This is a genomic window from Planktothrix prolifica NIVA-CYA 540 (assembly GCF_963864145.1).
GTDB lineage: Bacteria > Cyanobacteriota > Cyanobacteriia > Cyanobacteriales > Microcoleaceae > Planktothrix > Planktothrix agardhii.
This window is the reverse complement of record NZ_CAWLTW010000001.1, coordinates 1,857,673-1,875,257: the sequence shown is the minus strand read 5'-3', so window position 1 is coordinate 1,875,257 and position 17,585 is coordinate 1,857,673. Positions and strand designations below refer to the sequence as shown.

The following is a 17,585-nucleotide window of genomic DNA, read 5'->3' as shown; positions in this document are numbered from 1 at the left end:
TTGATTTTTAATGGTATTATAAATAATGATCAAATAATTCTCCTTTAATTTTATGTTAAAACCTATTAAAAATCTCCATGACTATCAACCAAATAAAAACAATAAAAGGATTCAGTCTCTCTCGACTCGACTGATTAAAATTGGCTTAGGAATACTATCGGGTTTAATCGCCACAACCTCCTCAGCAATAGCCGCCGAACAAATTGCAGTTCGGTATAGTATTGGTACGATCTTGATTTCCATTAAAGACTTAGCCACATTTGCCCAACAGGGAGAAATCTCGCCAATTCTATCAATTCCTGAAACAATTCTTAGCCCTGAAGATGTAGAAAAACTGCGTCAACTTTTAGTTACTCCCATGACAGCCAGCCCTTGGAGTATTCAACAATTTAATGACACCCCTACGGGGACTGTAATTCTAACTCGCTTTGGCAATTTTATTCAAACCGATAATGGTGAAAATGGTTTAAATTCTTTAAAAACGGCTATTAATCAAGCCTCTAAACTTCCTGGTGGTTTAACTTTACTCGGTATTTTAGAAAATTTTCCGGGTAAAAGAATAGAAATCGACCTTAATTTTGGTCGGCAAGTAATTCAAGATTTATCTCAAATTATTTATGAAGATCAATCTATTATTAATTGGATTAGAGAACAGGCTAAAGCTGAAATCAATAATCCAGCCCTGCAAAATCGGCCAATTAATTTGAGAAATCCTGGTACAACTGAATGGAAAAAAGAATCCTTGACCTTTCAAAATCCTCGACGAAATCAGCCTTCTCCCGTTGATATTTATATCCCCCAAATTTCAACTCCAGCCCCTGTAATTGTGATTTCCCATGGTTTAGGTTCCGACCGAACAACCTTCAAATATTTAGCGGAACATTTAGCCTCCCATGGCTATTTTGTTGCGGTTCCAGAACATTTAGAAACCAGTGCTGATGGCTTGGCTAATTTCTTACAGGGAAACGCTCAACCTCCTGGTGCAGACGCATTTGTTGATCGTCCTTTAGATATTACTTATGTACTTAATTTATTAGAAGAAAAGGCAAAAAAATCCGCATTTTCTAGCGATTTACTCTTAGATAATGTGGGGGTTATCGGTCAATCCTATGGCGGTTATACGGCTTTAGCGGTGGGGGGAGCGACCTTTAATACCAACAGAATTAATCAAGAGTGTGCTAAGGTTGCAGACCAACAACTTACTCTAAATATTTCGGTTTTACTGCAATGTCAAGCCACTTCTATTGCTAATAAAGGTTATGATCTTCAGGATAAACGGGTGAAAGCGGTGATTGCTGTGAATCCAATTACCAGTGTGGTATTTGGACAAGAAGGCATGAGTCAAATTAAAATTCCCGTGTTAATGATTGGAGGAAGTGATGATTATGTAGCCCCGGCTGTTAGTGAACAAATTTATCCCTTTTCTTGGTTAACTAGCCCTAACAAATACTTAATGTTATTAGAGAAAGGAACCCATTTTTCCTTCTTAGCATCTGGGGAATCTGTAATTCCTGTCCCGGCTCAAATTATCGGCCCAAATCCCGAATTAGCCTTTCCCTTTTTAAAAGCAATCAGTTTAGTTTTTTTTAATAGTTATATTCGAGGTCAAGCCGAATATTTACCCTATTTGAATGCTGGTTATATCCAGAGAGTTGAAACCTCTCCTTTTAGTTTGACAATTGTTAATTCTTTAACCCAGGAAAATATTCAAGAAGCAATTCATAAAGTTCGTAAATAGTATAAAAATCGTGTAATCAACTGACATTAACCTATTATTAAACTTCAACATGATTCAGCCTATTTACAATCCACCTTTCGCCCTAAAAAATGGTTTTTTAATGACTATTTATGCAGCATTAAGAGCTAGTCGCAGTTGGGAAAAAAGTATTGACTTACCAGAACCTCCCTATCAAGAAACGGTTTTTTTAGGAGCCGCAGGTGTTCCGATTTATGGGATTGTGGCAATTCCTGAAAACCCAAGAGGAACAATTATTTCCACCTATGGAATTACTGGCACTTTAGACAATCAATGGTTTTTAAGACTTTGGGGAAGAAAAGCCTTTGCTGCGGGTTACGCTGTGGTTTTATTTGATTGGAGAGCCCATGGAAAAACCGCAGAATTATCTCCAACTTTAACCTCCGATGGTTTATATGAAGGGGAAGATTTTGTTAGAATTGCGGCTCAATCTAAATTAATGGGTTGTCCGGCTCCTTTTTGGTTTACGGGTTATTCTTTAGGGGGACAATTAGCATTATGGGGGGTTAAAACGGCTCAAACTGTCAATCAATGGGGAACAGATTTAGACCTAAAAGATTCCGATATTGCTGGAGGTGCAGTAATTTGTCCTAGTTTAGATTCAACTCGTTCCTTATCTTATTTAGTCCAACATTCCTGGGGAAAATATTTAGAAAGAGCTATTACGAAAGAACTCAAAAAATTAGCCAGAAACCTTTATCAACATCATCCCAATGATATTGATCCAGATGCGATTAAACGGGCAAATTCAATCTGGGGATTTGATAATGAATTAGTGATTGGACGCTTAGGATTTAAGAGTGTGGAAGCCTATTATGAAGCCAGTAGTGGGTTACAGTTAATTCCTAAACTTAGGAAACCCACGTTAATTTTATATGCCGAGGATGATCCTCTATTTGATCCAACTATTATTCCCGATTTAAAAGCAGCTAGTCATCAGAATCCAGCCATTAATTTAGTATCAACAAATTATGGGGGTCATGTCGGTTATATTAGTAGTAAAATTTGCCAAAATCAATTTGATGACCCTGACCGATGGTGGGCTTGGAATCGGATTTTGGATTGGCTTGATCAACAGGAGAAATCAAAAGATAAGTGATAATACCAAAATTGATTGGGTTAATATTATTATGAAATAAATAGGCTAAAATTAAAATACTTTAGGAGGCAACCTCAATGGTACAAACCCCATCTAAAATTATCACTGTAGCCGAGTTTCTGAAACAACCTGAAACGAAACCAGCCAGCGAATATATTGAAGGTAAAATTATCCAAAAACCCATGCCACAAGGAAAACATAGTACAATTCAAACTGAACTTTCAACCGCAATCAATTCTGTTCTCAAACCGCAGCGAATTGCCAGAGCTTTTTCAGAACTGCGCTGTACTTTTGAGGAACGTTCAATTGTTCCCGATGTTTCCGTTTTTACTTGGGATAGAATTCCTCGTGATCATAATGGTGCTATTGCCAATAGTTTTCTAATGGCACCGGACTGGATGATTGAAATTTTATCGCCGGATCAAAGTCCAACAAAAGTGATTAAAAAAATTCTCTATTGTCTGAATTATCAAACTCAAATGGCTTGGTTAATTGATCCCGAAGAACAATCTATCTTTGTTTATCACTCCCAACAACAAACAGAAGTCTTTGAACAACCGGAATCACCAATATCTGTTCCCCCATTTGCCACGGATATTAAACTAACGGTTGGCGAGTTATTTGCTTGGCTTTTAGAATAAAAAAGATTATAGATTGTTAATAAATATTCAAAAATATGCCAATTAACCCTAGGAATACTCTACAATTCAACCAGGTAAATTGCAGCCAGGAGAATTAGACTCTAAAAACAATTGTCATCAATTGTTGACGATTGGCGAACCCAAAAAGCAGCTAATGGGGAAAACTAGGAACCTGAACTGTTCAGCAACAGCTATATTAATATATTGAACAATCTTGACCGTGCATACCGATTAAGATGACTAACCACCAATACTCAAAAGTTTAACGGAAACAACTATGGGAAAACCGACCGGATTCTTAGAATATCTGCGGGAGTTACCGTCTGAACTCGCCCCCCTTGACCGGGTTCATAACTGGGATGAGTTTCATCTGCCGATGGAGGACGACAAACTGCGTACCCAAGCCGCCCGTTGTATGGACTGCGGCACCCCGTTTTGTCATACGGGAAGTATTATTAGTGGCATGGCCAGTGGTTGTCCGATCAATAATCTGATCCCGGAATGGAATGATTTAATTTATCGGGGACTGTGGAAAGAGGCCCTAGACCGTCTGCACAAAACCAATAATTTCCCCGAATTTACGGGTCGGGTTTGTCCGGCACCTTGCGAGGGTTCCTGCGTTTTGGGCATTCATAACCCTCCGGTGACGATTAAAAATATTGAATGTTCGATTATTGATAAGGGTTGGGAGGAGGGTTGGATAACTCCTGAACCTCCGGCCAAACGCACCGGGAAAAAAGTCGCGGTGATTGGTTCTGGCCCGGCGGGATTATCGGCGGCGGCCCAACTGAATAAAGCGGGTCATTGGGTGACGGTTTTTGAACGGGCTGATCGTCCAGGGGGCCTGTTAATGTATGGTATCCCGAACATGAAGCTGGATAAGGAACAGGTGGTATTGCGGCGTCTGAAGGTCTTAGAAGACGAGGGCGTTAAGTTTATTTGCAATACGGAAGTGGGTAAGGACTTTCCCGCCGAAAATCTGTTAAAAGAGTTTGATACGGTACTTTTATGTACTGGAGCTACTAAACCCCGGGATTTACCCATTGAAGGGCGCGACCTCAAAGGGATTCATTTTGCCATGGAGTTCCTCACTGCCAATACTCAAGCTGTTTTAAATAAGCAACCCGGCAGTGATTTTATCTCCGCAGAAGGCAAGGATATTGTGATTATTGGCGGGGGAGATACGGGGACGGATTGTGTCGGGACGTCTATTCGTCACGGTTGCAATACGGTGGTGCAGTTGGAAATTATGCCCCAACCGCCCTCGGAACGGGCTGCTAATAATCCTTGGCCGGAGTGGCCGAAGGTTTATAAAATGGATTATGGCCAGGAGGAAGCCGCAGCTAAATTTGGCTCTGATCCTCGTGTTTATCTAACTACTGCAACTAAGTTTGAAGGGGATGAAAATGGGAATGTAAAAGCGATTCATACCGTTGAGGTGGAATGGGCGAAAAATGAGCAGGGCCAGTTTATTCCTAAGCCGATTCCCGGTACGGAAAAGGTGACTCCCACCCAATTAGTGTTACTAGCAATGGGGTTTTTGGGGCCAGAACAACCGTTATTAGACAGTTTGGATTTAGAACGGGATGCCCGCAGTAATGTTAAAGCCGAACATGGCAAGTATGCTACCAGTATTCCTGGGGTATTTGCGGCGGGGGATTGTCGTCGGGGTCAAAGCCTTGTGGTTTGGGCGTTTAATGAAGGTCGTGGCGCCGCCCGGGAATGTGATTTATATTTGATGGGACAGACGGATTTGCCTTAATTTGTTGTTAGAAATCTCTCCTGTTTTCCACCTAGATTAGATCCACCAAAGCCCCCCTTAATTAAGCGGGGGCTGTTTCATGCTTGGTTGTAAATTGTATGACCTAACCCCCCCAGATTATTCGGCGGTTGAAACCGCGTCTACACAGACAAAACCCGCCGTCGCGGGTTGTGAGCCGTTGGATTTCTCATCTGTCCGCGAAGGCGGACATCGTTTGTATAGTCGCGAATTTCATTCGCCGGATACTTCTTCTTATTTCATGTTATCATAAAATCACTTCTATATAATAATAAAAAAACCGAGTGTCACAAAACCTTATATGAAATCTTCTCGATTCCAAAAACTGATCGACTATCTGCGTCCCCATAAAAAACCTACAATATTAGGAGTTGTGGCGTTATTTCTTGTTAATGCTTTAGGGGTTTATATTCCAATTTTAATTCGGGATATTATTAATGAACTTCAAGTAGCGATTAACTTTGATACTGTACAAACTCAAGTGTTTTGGATTTTTATTTTAGCCTCGATTATGTGGTTTATTCGGATGATCTCCCGCACTCTAATTTTTGGGGTCGGTCGTCAAGTTGAATTTGATTTAAAACAAAAGATTTTTAATCATTTATTAACCCTAGAATCTTCCTATTTTTCGGAAAGTACCGTTGGAGACTTAATTAATCGTGCTACCAGTGATGTTGATAATATCCGCCGTTTATTAGGTTTTGCGGTTTTGAGTATTGCAAATACCATCTTTGCCTATGGGTTAACCCTTCCAGTGATGTTAGCCATTAACTTCCGCTTGACTTTATTATCCATTTCTGTTTATCCCTTCATGTTGATTTTAGTGCAGGTTTTTAGTACGAAACTCAGAGATCAACAAATGAAAGTTCAGGAAAAATTATCAAATATTAGCGATCTGATTCAAGAGGATATGAGTGGAATTTCTTTAATTAAGATTTACGCTCAGGAAGAAAATGAACGCCGAGCCTTTGCTCAGAATAACCAACAGTTATTTGATGCCAACTTAGATTTAGCTAAAACCCGAAATATTTTGTTCCCTATTTTAGGTGGAATTGCCAGTTTAAGTTTTTTGATTTTATTAGGAATTGGGGATGAATTTATTGCCAATGGAGAACTAAGTATTGGTGATTTTGTAGCATTAATTTTATATGTGGAACGTTTAGTATTTCCCACGGCTTTATTAGGATTTACGATTACAGCCTATCAACGAGGAGAAGTGAGTATTGATCGAATTGAAGCAATTTTAAGTGTTGAACCTCAGATTAAAGATCCCTTAGAACCCTTACCTTTGCCAACTCCGGTTCAAGGATGGTTAAGTGCATTTAATCTGAGTTATACCTACCCCAGAAGCAAAATTCCGGCCCTGAATAATGTTAATTTTATGATTAAACCAGGGGAAACTGTTGCCATTGTTGGCCAGATTGGTTCGGGAAAATCAACTTTAGCTAATGCTATTCCTCGGTTATTAGATATTAAAATAGATCAATTATTTGTAGATGGTCAGGATATTACTCAATTAAAGTTATTAGATTTAAGAAGTGCGATCGCTTATGTTCCTCAAGAGAGTTTTTTGTTTAGTACCAATATTAAAAATAATATTGCTTATGGTGACCCAATAGCAGAACAATCGGAAATTGAAATAGTAGCTAAAATTGCTAAGATTCATGAGGAAATTTTGAATTTTCCTAAACAATATGAAACCCTAGTCGGAGAACGGGGAATTACCCTATCCGGTGGACAACGACAACGAACCGCCCTAGCTAGAGCTTTATTAGTAGATGCACCAATTTTGATTTTGGATGATGCTCTTTCGAGTGTGGATAATCAAACCGCTACGGAAATTTTACAGAATTTAAAAGTCGGAATCCAAAGAAAAACCGTTGTTTTTATCTCCCATCAAATGTCTGCGGCGGCTATGGCAGATCGGATTTTGGTGATGGAAAAAGGTAGCATTATTCAAACCGGAACCCATAGTGAATTAGTCGCCACCAAAGGACTCTATCAAACCCTATGGAATCAACACAAATTAGAGGAATTATTGGTTTAATTCGGGTAAGTTAGGGAGGGAATAAATTTTAGAGACAAAACCCCTAAAATAAAACATTATAACCTCGGTACAGATCGATCTATATTTATTATGATCAGATGACCTTGTTCTGTTTTAGAAAAATTCGACATAATACAGAAAGCACAATATTCTGTCATGCTCCTAAAAATCCATGAACCCCGTTGATTATCTTCGCATTAGTTTAATTGACCGTTGCAACTTTCGGTGTCAATATTGTATGCCCGAAGGCACGGAAATTAATTATATTCTACAACAGAATTTATTAACTTTGGATGAACTCCTAACCCTGTTACAAGAGGTATTTATCCCGGTTGGATTTACTCGATTTCGCTTAACTGGAGGTGAACCTTTATTGCGTCCTGGGGTGGTGGAATTGGTGCAGCAAATTAATGCTTTTCCTGAAACAAAAGATGTGGCAATGACAACAAATGGTTTTTTATTAGCAGAAATGGCAGAGGATTTATATAATGCTGGACTGCGACGGATTAATATTAGTTTAGATTCCCTAGATTCTGATATTTTTGATCAAATTATCGGCAACCGAGGGCGCAGTCGTTGGCAACAGGTTTGGGCAGGAATACAAGCAGCCTATCAAGTGGGTTTTAATCCCTTAAAATTAAATGTCGTGGTCATTCCTGGGGTGAATGATCATGAAGTTTTGGATTTAGCAAAATTAACAATAGAACGACAATGGCACGTTAGATTTATTGAATTTATGCCCATTGGAAATAACGATTTATTTGCCGATCGCGGTTGGATTTCTTCAGAACAATTACGCCAACAAATTCGCGAAAAATGGGGTTTAGAAGCCTCACAGGTGAAGGGAAACGGCCCTGCGGATGTATTTCAAATACCGGGAGCGCAGGGAACATTAGGATTTATTAGTCAGATGTCTGAATGTTTTTGCGATCGCTGTAACCGCATGAGATTCTCCGCCGATGGTTGGTTACGACCTTGTTTATTAAATGAAACCGGACAAATCGACTTAAAAACTCCTCTGCGTCAGGGTGCGACGTTTGAGGAGTTAAGAGAAAAGGTAAGTAACCTATTAGGAATTAAACCCGATATTAATTTTAAACAACGGGACTCTGGTACAACAGGAAATTATGCCCGTACCATGTCCCAAATTGGCGGATAGCAACCTGATTGATTATAACAAGTAGGTGGGGTACGTTATTTTTAATCATTGATAACGCCCCACATAAAATAGAACGGTGAGGAACTCTTAGGCTTGACGAGAATAAAATTCAACCACTAACAGTTCATTAATTTGTAAAGCCACCCATTCCCGTTCAATGACGCTATTTACCTTTGCAGTTAATTGTTCTTTGTCCAACTCCAGATGACCAGGAATATTGGCTAAACCGGGATATTGTAAATTGGCTTTCACCAGTTCACGGGATTTTTCGGTATTTCTAACACCAATTAATTCCCCAGGTCTGCATTGATAGCTAGGAATATTGACACGACTACCATTAACGGTAACATGACCATGGCTGACTAACTGACGAGCCGCTGGAATTGTGGGGGCCATTCCTAAACGGAAAATGGTATTATCCAAACGCATTTCCAAGGTTTGCAGCAACACTTGTCCGGTGGAACCGGAAGCGCGGCGAGCTTTACGGACATAACGCAATAACTGACGCTCGGAAACGCCGTAGTTATAGCGCAGTTTTTGTTTTTCTTCTAACCGAACCGCGTATTCTGAACGTTTACGACGGGCTTGGCCATGTTGTCCAGGGGGATAGGCCTTTCTGGGTGTCTTCCGAGTTAATCCAGGCAAATCGCCCAAACGACGAACAATTCTCAGACGGGGGCCTCTATATCGAGCCATCTAACTTTTTCTCCGCATAAAATTTTTTGCACCAATCTTTTATTATAGTATGTATCCAATAAATATTTCATAGCTTGTCTCGCGCTTCTAAAGAAACCGTGTTTCTTCATCAAATCTCGGTTAGGATGCAGAAACCCGCGCAGAAAAACGGTTTCTCGGTACTTGAACGAGGGCGATCGCTACTCTATCCAACGAAAACCTTTTTCTACTTTCAGCTTGCTATCAAAACTCACTGTTTCTGTACAACCTGCTTGACGGGCGATCGCTCCAATTAAATAATCAGAAAAATCGGCAATGATTGCTTGATGAATATTTTACTTAGATCGCGTGTACCAGAATTGCCCGTATCTCTGCAATCTCAGCCACTTGCAGAGTCCGAAGAATTGCATCTCGTAGGCGCTGTCTAGCGTAGCATATATCGCCCTTCAAGTCATTGAGGGCTCTTCGCCAGAATCCATATCCTCAAATCCTAACCAGAAAAGCAAAGCATCTTCGACTTGTGCTAACTGCTCTGAGTTTAATTCGCCCAGTTTCCTCAATAGCTTCGCGTGAGGAATTGTGATGATATTCTGAACATCGAACACTCCGGGCTTCAGGAATCTGGCTTTGACATCTACCTCAAAGCGTGAACCTCTTGGGCTTGTAGTATGAGGTATTAGAGTCGCTAACGCTCGATCCTGGTTGAGAACCTGGATACTAACCACTAAGCATGGTCTAACTTTTGCCACATAGCCCAGATCGACAAGCCAGACTTCGCCACGATCAGGACTATTCATAATCAATTTCTTGTTGATCTAATGCTAAGAATAATTCTTCAGCATTTAAGATAAAGTCTTCATCTGTCAATGGTGGAAAGTCAAAATGGACGAGCCGCCTCAAGATTTCTAGCCCAATCTCAACTTGCTCTGCGTCAGCCAACCTATCAAAATTATTAAGAATCTCTTGAGCTAAAGCCGTCATAGTTTTTCACTCCTCTAATGAGTAAAGCATTGTGACTAAACTCCTTGATTTATTTATTTTACTGCAAACCCCAAAAGCGCGATCGCGTCCTGACTATAATATAATAATCAACATGATTAAATAGCCGATCAACCGTTGGATGCAGAAATCCTCACAAAATTATGATAGAAACTAAAATTTTAGAGGCTATTAAACAGATGCCGAATGTAGAACGTTTAAAGATTATTGAGTTTACATTGCGGCTGGTGCGCGAAGAAATGGAAAAACCCGAAAAACTCAGTTTAAGAGATGCGGCTGAAATGATGCGTCCTTACTATGCAGAAGGAAGCGATTTGACTGAGTTTGTTGATAGGTCGCATGGGGATTTTTACGAGTATCAAGACTATGCTTAGAGGTCAGATTTGGCTTTATCGGGCCGATCCCACCGTTGGTGATGAAATTGGTAAAACTCGCCCTTGTGTAATTGTCAGTAATGACGAAATTGGTGTTCTCCGGTTAAAGGTTATTGTACCGATTACCGGATGGAATGATGTGTTTGCTAAAATTCCTTGGATGGTGAGAATTGAACCTACATCAGAAAACGGCTTAAGCAAGTTGTCAGTAGCAGATGCGTTTCAGGTGCGTTCTGTTTCCGAACAAAGACTGATCAAGCAAGTGGGAACTGTTTCTGAGGAAACTATACAGGAACTTGGTCTGGCTTTAGCTGTTGTTTTAAACATTTAAGGTCATATCGCGTCTCTAATTTTGCTCTGACTCTAATCCCAAAGAGATTTAGTTTTCAGCAATGTATCTAGCTTTTCATTTTCGACTAATGACTAACCCATGATATCATTGTGCAAAACTTGAAATGGCTATGAATCCTTCTATTGTGATGTTTTCTGGATTAAAAAAAGCACTTCTGACCCACCTCCCAGGACACCACCGTTGGTTATCCGTAGTGGCGACGGTGAGTTTGTTTCCGTTGTTTGTTTCCGTTGCTCCGGCTGAGGCTTTTCCTTCCTTTGTCTTAATTCGGCGACAGGACTATAGAAACTGCACTCAACAGTTAGTTACGGCGGGGCTATCGGTAGAGTTGGCAACACAAGGCTGCGGAATGGCATCTCGGCCTAGGAATATGGGATATTGTGTCACCCAAATGCAGAGAAATGTGGCCGCTCTACCCGTAGAAAAAATATTATCCGGTTGTCTACAGGTTCGACGTCCCGATGAATTAGCTAATTGTGTAGTTAATATTAACAGAAATACCAGTGCATCTGATCCGTTAAATGTTCTGGATAGTTGTCGTCGGAGTGTATTACCGGAAACCTTTTCCAATTGTGTTGTTGGGATGAACCAAGCTAGTACAAATTTAGGAGTTGATCAACTCTTAAAAACCTGTTTAAATCCTCCTGAAAATGTTGTGAAATTAGAGCAGGAAAAATCCATTGATTTGCAACTCAATACACCCAATCAGTAATTAAAAAACCCTGCAAAGACGCGCCGTGGCAGATACGCGCCGTGGCTCGTCTCTACAGGATAGGATATTTAGAACAGGATTACATCATCAGGATTTAGGGTTGTTATGCCCGTAACTCCTTCTAACTTAGCCAGAATTCGAGAATCATTTCCAGTTAAATTATTGCCATTGCCATCATAAATTAAGTAGGTATCCTTACCACTATCAAAGGCAAATAAACCTGGGCTATTTCCCGATAGAACATTGGTTGAAAGATTGGTTTGTACCGTCAGCAGAATATTACCAGTACCCGCAATTAAACTGGTGGATAAACCAATTTGATCGCCCCCAACCTGACCGAAACTATCAAAATTGTTAATAGAATCATATAAACTACTACCAATTTGAGCATTAATTCCCGTCCCCACCGCATTAAACCCGATACCGCCCCCATCCAGGGAGTCCGTATAAATAAACAGGTCTTTTTCTCCAACACTCCCAATTAAACTATCCCGTCCTAAACCGCCCTGAAGTGTATTATTGCCAATTCCACCCTGTAACAGATCGTTTCCACTTCCTCCCGATAAACTATCATTTCCAGCATCCCCTCGCAGGGTGTCATTGCCACCCAGACCGCTCAGGGTATCATCTCCACCCTGACCATTAAGGTTATCGCTAAAACTACCTCCGGTGAATGAGTTGGGGTTATTATCAGCAACGGTTAAGAGGTCAATTGTAATATTGGCCGTAGCTGTTCCACCTTGACCATCACTAATAATATAGTTGAAGGTATCTGGCCCGGTCGCATTTCCCAAACGGGTGTACTGAACTAGGGAACCCGCTTGAGTTACTAACCCCTGGGCGGTCGCCGGATTATCTACCGAGGTCAAGGTGAGAACTCCTCCATCGGGGTCACTATCATTATCCAGGGGAGAAATAGCGAATTGGATACTATTGTTCGTGAAAATTTGGCCGTCATTAACCGCAATCGGAGGATCATTAATCTCCGTGATACTAATAGTTAAGGTTTGACTCACCGCCGGATTTTGACCATCACTGACACTATAGAGGAAGACCCCCGCCGCCCCGCTAATATTGGGTTTGGGAACAAATTCTAACTGAGTAATTTCAGCACTGGTTAAGGTTTGACCAATAATAATCGAGTTAGTTTGACCCGTAATTCTGACGATTCCTTTATTACTATCGGGAATACTATTAACAGTAATAATTAACGGATCATTATCGGGATCAATCGGAGCCACAATCCCTAAATTAGTGATTACATCTTCATTAATATTAACCGTTGTATTCCCTGGAACAATCGGAGGACGATTTAGGCCAGCAAAATCATTCACATCAAGGGTTGTAACCCCATTCACATTATCTAATTTAGCTAAAATTCGAGAATCATTCCCTGTTAAATTATTGCCATTTCCATCATAAATTAGGTAAGTGCTACTACCATCATTAAAGGCAAATAGACCCGGATTTGTACCGGGAATCACGTCCCCTGTAATATTAGTTTGTACGGCTGTTCCAATACTTGCAAAAGAGGCAATTACCGTTGTAGCAAAACTAATTCGATCTCCAACCGGAGCCCCTAACCCTTCAAAGTCGGTAATTGTATCATATAAATTACTACCAATTCGGGATTTAACCTCAGTATTAGAACCAGCATTAAACCCAGACCCTCCGCCATCATCAGCGTTATCATAGCGGAATTGGTCATTTCCAGCATTTCCCGTCATGCTATCGGGGGCTAAACCACCGTTTAGGGTATCGTCTCCAATACCACCCTGTAACAAATCCGTTCCACTTCCTCCCAGGAGTAAATCATTCCCTGCATCTCCTCGGAGGGAATCTTTCCCATCCAGACCGCTTAGGGTATCATCTCCTCCTAGACCATTGAGGTTATCGCCAAAACTGCCTCCGGCGACTGAATTGGGGTTATTATCAGCAACGGGTAAAAGGTTAATCGTAATGGTGGAATTACTGGTACCTCCCTTCCCATCACTAATACTGTAGTTGAAACTATCTGGCCCGGTCGCATTTCCTAAACGGGTGTACTGAACTAACGAACCCGCTTGAGTTACTAAACCCTGGGCTGTGGCGGGATTATCCACCGAGGTCAAGGTGAGAATATCTCCATCGGGGTCAGTATCATTATCTAAAGGAGAAATGGGGAATTGGATGCTATTGTTGGCAAAAATTGGGCCGTCGGGAACCGCCACCGGAGGTTGATTTAGAGCAATTACCGTAATGGTACTAGCTGCGGTATTACTATTGTTAGTTCCATCATTCACCTTCACCTCTACTGTCCGGGTAGTGGTATTCGGAGGATTGGCCGTATTGTTATAGATAATTTGTCCGATCGCCGTTTGATAAGCACTAATCGCAGCATTCCCGGTTAGGGTCAAAACGCCTGTGTTGCTGTTATAACTACTGGCTGTAATCCCCGTAGGTAACACACCATTAACCGATAAACTTTCCACACTGCCATTCAGGGGGTTAGTTAAGGTGATGGTAGCTGACTCGGCGTTGGGATTATCAGGATCGGTAATCACAATATTAGTGGCATTGGCGATCGCAATGGCTGGCTGTCCCTGGGAAAAGGTTACTTGAGTATTATTTCCCGCTTGACTACCATTTAAGTCTAGGGTTGGGGGTTGATTGGGATTAACAGTAATATTGACCGTCGCGCTACTGGTGCCGCCATTTCCATCACTAATAGTATAGAGGAAACTAGCTGGCCCGGTATGGTTAGGGGCGGGAGTAAATAGAACATTAGTATTATTTAAAGTCACTGTTCCATTAAACGGATCACTCACTTGAGTAATAGTTAACGGATCATTATCGGGATCGGTATCATTGGCTAATAGGGTTGAAGATGCGATCGTCAAGAGTACATTTTGCGTCCCCACCACACTATCATTGACCGCATTCGGTGGCTGGTTGGGTTGATTAATCGCAATCGTGCTGGAGGCTTGTTGAGGGCCACCACTACCCGTATTTCCTTGATCCGTTGTTACCACTTGCAGGGTTGCTGAGGTGGTAAAGGATGCGGGTGGGGTAAAGGTTAAACCATTGAGGGCGGTATTAATATTATCAACTTGACCAACTAAGGTAATAGTTGTGGTTCCATCCCCAGAAATTGCGACATTATCCGGGGTTGTACCCAAGGTTAGGATTCCGGTACTAGCGGTTAAAGTAACCTGTACAGGATTAACGCCAGCATCAGGATCACTAATAGAAATTTGATTCCCAGCAGCTTGACTAAATAAAATCGGTTGGCTACCGTTGGCATTTTGTGACCCGGGAACCGTATTTACAGGAGGATCATTAACCGCATCCACTGTAATCGTGCTAATCGGAATATTACTACTATCTTGGCGATCGGTAACAACAACATTAATTACCCGATTTTGAGTATTGGGATTTCGGGAACTATTGCTATAAACCAGTTGAGAAAGTGCCGTTTCATAACTGGCAATTGGGGCAGTTCCAGTTAGGAGAATAATTCCCGTTGCTGGGTCATAATTTCCGGCGGTAATACCACTGGGCAAGCTTCCCAGGATAGATAACCCTTCAATTTCACCATCAGGAATATTGGTTAAAGTAATAGTAGCAGAGGTAAGATCGGTATCATCAGTATCAATAATACTGACACTTCCAGTAATCGCAATGGGAGTTGTTCCTTCAACAAAAACCGTACTGTAATTATTCCCGGGTTGGGAACTGCTGAGATCCAAAATAGGAGGAACATTAACCGATACTACATTAACTGTAACGGTTGCGGTTCCTGTTGCTCCGTTATCATCTCGGATTTTATATTCAAAACTATCAAAACCGGAAAAGTTTTGATCAGGAATATAAGTAATTGATCTTGCACTTCGATTTAAGCTGGCTGTCCCATTGGCAGGTTCTGTAATTCCAGTGATGGTGAGCAGCCCAACTCCCGTATCATTAGCAGTGATGGTACTATTGGGAATCTGCAACAGAGTATTCTGTAAACCCGATACTGTGTCATTCTCCATCGCTAAAATTGCCGGAGTTGGAGGTTCAACAGGCGGAGGTGTGGGTTGAGATGGAGTTGGCGGTGGTGGTGTAGTCGGTGAGGTAGTAGGTGGGGTAGTGGTTGGCGGGGTTGGTGGGGTAGTGGTTGGCGGAGTTGGTGAGGTTGTTGGTGTCGGAGTTGGTGAGGTTGTTGGTGTCGGAGTTGGTGAGGTTGTTGGTGTCGGAGTTGGTGAGGTTGTTGGTGTCGGAGTTGGTGAGGTTGTTGGTGTCGGTGGAGTTGTTGGTGTGGGAGTTGGTGAGGTTGTGGGTGTCGGTGGAGTTGTCGGAGGAAGGGGAATAATAGGATCAAGAATAAAACTATCTTCTGTTAAAATACTGGCATTAACTCCCTGTAAGACGGCTAAAAATTCACCTGTATTTTTATCTTTAATAATTGTATTACTGGAATTAGAGGCTTGACCTTGGGAAATTTGCAGATCTTGAAATGTCAGTCCTCCAGATAACCCAATTTTATCGTTTGTCGTAAAATCCGTAACAATATCCGCTAATTCAACGCTAGTGCCGCCTGTGGTTCCGGTAATAAAGCTACCGCCATTAGGTGCTTGAGTAATCACATAACCAAGAACAAAAATATCATCTCCCGCGCCCCCTGTGAGGGTATCTAATCCAGCTTCCCCGGCTAATAAATCATTCCCAGCATCACCGGAAAGGATATCTCGACCTTTACCCCCATTGAGAATATCTTCCCCTGCTCCTCCATATAAACCATCGGCCCCATTATCCCCATTTATAACATCATTTCCCCCATTCCCAAACAGTTGATCATTATCATCACCGCCAGAAAGGGTATCATTTCCTAAATCTCCATACAGGATATCTGCTCCTTGACCGCCGACTAAACTATCATCATCTCCGCCGCCAAAAAGTTGATCATTTCCAGCCCCTCCATTCAAGAAATCCTGACCGGAATTACCATATAAAATATCGTCTCCATCTCCCCCAGTCACAGTATCGTTACCGATATCACCCGATACCGTATCATTGCCTTTATCGCCATAGAGGAGGTCATCTTCCCCCCCGCCTCCGATACTATCATTGCCTTGGCCACCATACAAACTATCGGCTCCGGCTCCACCATTCAATGTATCATTATCTCTATCCCCAAAAGCCAGATCATTCCCGGCATCCCCAAAGATTAAATCATCTCCTTGACCTCCGCGTAGACAATCATCCTCTGAGCCTCCGATAATGGCATCATTGCCTTCATTACCATTAATTTGATCCTGTCCAGCATCTCCTTGGAGGAGGTCATTCCCTCCTAATCCAAAGATACTGTCATTCCCTGCTAATCCAGAAATCGTGTCATTTTGACTACTACCAATAATGGTGTCATCTGCCTCTGTCCCTGTCCCCGCACCCTGAATCCGAATTGGTTCGAGTTTGGGGCTGGGGGTAGGTGTGGGACTGGGGGTAGGTGTGGGACTGGTGGTAGGCGTGGGAATGGGGGTTGATGTAGGACTAGGAGTAGCTGTGGGATTAGGTGTAGTTGTGGGACTAGGTGTGGCTATGGGACTGGGAGTGGCTGTGGGTGCAGGGGTTTCCGGGCTAAATCCATCGGGAGTAAAAATCAAACTTCCGGCTGGCCCGGTTTTAACAGTTCCGGTTGTTTGACCATTCAGGGTTTGAAATTGACCAGTTTCTGTTTCAGCTAAATAAACAGGTGTATTAGTTTCAATAGATATTGCTTGTACAACAGGTGTATCGGGTACAAATACGACCCCCCCGGTTGCACCGGGTAAGGTAGTTCCGATGCCATTAGAAAGGGGAACAAAAGACTGAACATTTGCTGGAAAAGTCTCAAATCTTCCTTGAATTCCTGATGAAAAAATTAATACTGAATTTCCCGTATTGTACAGGCTATTACTAGGAGAAATTCTTAAGGATAAATTGGCGGGAATTGTATTGATAATAGAACTTGTCATAATCAGAATCCTTTGC

13 protein-coding genes are annotated in these 17,585 nt (G+C 41.7%); 9 read left to right on the top strand and 4 right to left on the bottom strand.

Going from position 1 to position 17,585, the window contains the following annotated elements; translation table 11 throughout:
- Positions 1–52 precede the first annotated feature (52 nt).
- From AC559H_RS08615 to moaA, 6 genes are all read left to right on the top strand, one after another.
- The gene (locus tag AC559H_RS08615) at positions 53–1,738 is read left to right on the top strand and encodes an alpha/beta hydrolase (RefSeq protein WP_051319650.1); all 1,686 of its coding nucleotides are present in this window, start codon (positions 53–55) and stop codon (positions 1,736–1,738) included.
- Positions 1,739–1,787: 49 nt separating this feature from the next.
- Positions 1,788–2,855, top strand: a complete 1,068-nt coding sequence (locus tag AC559H_RS08610; protein ID WP_026794309.1) for a YheT family hydrolase — start codon at positions 1,788–1,790, stop codon at positions 2,853–2,855.
- A 77-nt stretch (positions 2,856–2,932) separates the two neighbouring features.
- Entirely contained in the window at positions 2,933–3,496 is a 564-nt protein-coding gene (locus AC559H_RS08605) for a Uma2 family endonuclease (protein WP_026794308.1), read from the top strand.
- Between the two features lie 277 nt (positions 3,497–3,773).
- Positions 3,774–5,258: a glutamate synthase small subunit gene (gene gltD / locus AC559H_RS08600; protein WP_026794307.1), complete on the top strand. Its 1,485-nt coding sequence runs from the start codon at positions 3,774–3,776 to the stop codon at positions 5,256–5,258.
- Positions 5,259–5,577: 319 nt separating this feature from the next.
- Complete coding sequence (locus AC559H_RS08595) at positions 5,578–7,323, top strand: ABC transporter ATP-binding protein (RefSeq protein WP_026794306.1); 1,746 nt, start codon at positions 5,578–5,580, stop codon at positions 7,321–7,323.
- Positions 7,324–7,495: 172 nt separating this feature from the next.
- Positions 7,496–8,482, top strand: a complete 987-nt coding sequence (gene moaA / locus AC559H_RS08590) for a GTP 3',8-cyclase MoaA (protein ID WP_026794305.1) — start codon at positions 7,496–7,498, stop codon at positions 8,480–8,482.
- 87 nt (positions 8,483–8,569) lie between these two features.
- Here the strand turns inward: moaA and rpsD are convergent, their stop codons facing one another.
- The 3 genes from rpsD to AC559H_RS08575 form a co-directional block, all read right to left on the bottom strand.
- Positions 8,570–9,178, bottom strand: coding sequence for a 30S ribosomal protein S4 (gene rpsD, locus AC559H_RS08585; protein WP_026789179.1), 609 nt, complete (start codon positions 9,176–9,178; stop codon positions 8,570–8,572).
- Positions 9,179–9,603: 425 nt separating this feature from the next.
- Positions 9,604–9,954, bottom strand: a complete 351-nt coding sequence (locus AC559H_RS08580) for a type II toxin-antitoxin system PemK/MazF family toxin (protein WP_026794304.1) — start codon at positions 9,952–9,954, stop codon at positions 9,604–9,606.
- Positions 9,947–10,138, bottom strand: coding sequence for a hypothetical protein (locus AC559H_RS08575; RefSeq protein ID WP_026794303.1), 192 nt, complete (start codon positions 10,136–10,138; stop codon positions 9,947–9,949). The genes AC559H_RS08580 and AC559H_RS08575 overlap by 8 nt, the downstream gene beginning before the upstream one ends.
- Before the next feature lie 161 nt (positions 10,139–10,299).
- On the opposite strand from AC559H_RS08575, the gene AC559H_RS08570 reads away from it, so the two are divergent.
- The 3 genes from AC559H_RS08570 (at position 10,300) to AC559H_RS08560 (ending at position 11,594) form a co-directional block, all read left to right on the top strand.
- Entirely contained in the window at positions 10,300–10,530 is a 231-nt protein-coding gene (locus AC559H_RS08570) for a hypothetical protein (protein WP_026794302.1), read from the top strand.
- Positions 10,523–10,861, top strand: a complete 339-nt coding sequence (locus AC559H_RS08565) for a type II toxin-antitoxin system PemK/MazF family toxin (RefSeq protein ID WP_026794301.1) — start codon at positions 10,523–10,525, stop codon at positions 10,859–10,861. The genes AC559H_RS08570 and AC559H_RS08565 overlap by 8 nt, the downstream gene beginning before the upstream one ends.
- 130 nt (positions 10,862–10,991) lie before the next feature.
- Complete coding sequence (locus AC559H_RS08560) at positions 10,992–11,594, top strand: hypothetical protein (RefSeq protein WP_148292356.1); 603 nt, start codon at positions 10,992–10,994, stop codon at positions 11,592–11,594.
- A gap of 68 nt (positions 11,595–11,662) precedes the next feature.
- Here AC559H_RS08560 and AC559H_RS08555 read toward each other — a convergent pair whose 3' ends face one another.
- Positions 11,663–17,569: a beta strand repeat-containing protein gene (locus tag AC559H_RS08555; RefSeq protein ID WP_052349585.1), complete on the bottom strand. Its 5,907-nt coding sequence runs from the start codon at positions 17,567–17,569 to the stop codon at positions 11,663–11,665.
- Between the last annotated feature and the right edge of the window lie 16 nt (positions 17,570–17,585).

Coding starts and splice junctions, on each gene's coding strand:
- AC559H_RS08605 (WP_026794308.1), top strand. CDS start 2,933: ATGGTACAAACCCCATCTAAAATTATCACTGTAGCCGAGTTTCTGAAA.
- AC559H_RS08560 (WP_148292356.1), top strand. CDS start 10,992: ATGAATCCTTCTATTGTGATGTTTTCTGGATTAAAAAAAGCACTTCTG.
- AC559H_RS08595 (WP_026794306.1), top strand. CDS start 5,578: ATGAAATCTTCTCGATTCCAAAAACTGATCGACTATCTGCGTCCCCAT.
- AC559H_RS08580 (WP_026794304.1), bottom strand. CDS start 9,954: ATGAATAGTCCTGATCGTGGCGAAGTCTGGCTTGTCGATCTGGGCTAT.
- rpsD (WP_026789179.1), bottom strand. CDS start 9,178: ATGGCTCGATATAGAGGCCCCCGTCTGAGAATTGTTCGTCGTTTGGGC.
- AC559H_RS08615 (WP_051319650.1), top strand. CDS start 53: ATGTTAAAACCTATTAAAAATCTCCATGACTATCAACCAAATAAAAAC.
- gltD (WP_026794307.1), top strand. CDS start 3,774: ATGGGAAAACCGACCGGATTCTTAGAATATCTGCGGGAGTTACCGTCT.
- AC559H_RS08610 (WP_026794309.1), top strand. CDS start 1,788: ATGATTCAGCCTATTTACAATCCACCTTTCGCCCTAAAAAATGGTTTT.
- AC559H_RS08570 (WP_026794302.1), top strand. CDS start 10,300: ATGATAGAAACTAAAATTTTAGAGGCTATTAAACAGATGCCGAATGTA.
- AC559H_RS08555 (WP_052349585.1), bottom strand. CDS start 17,569: ATGACAAGTTCTATTATCAATACAATTCCCGCCAATTTATCCTTAAGA.
- moaA (WP_026794305.1), top strand. CDS start 7,496: ATGAACCCCGTTGATTATCTTCGCATTAGTTTAATTGACCGTTGCAAC.
- AC559H_RS08565 (WP_026794301.1), top strand. CDS start 10,523: ATGCTTAGAGGTCAGATTTGGCTTTATCGGGCCGATCCCACCGTTGGT.
- AC559H_RS08575 (WP_026794303.1), bottom strand. CDS start 10,138: ATGACGGCTTTAGCTCAAGAGATTCTTAATAATTTTGATAGGTTGGCT.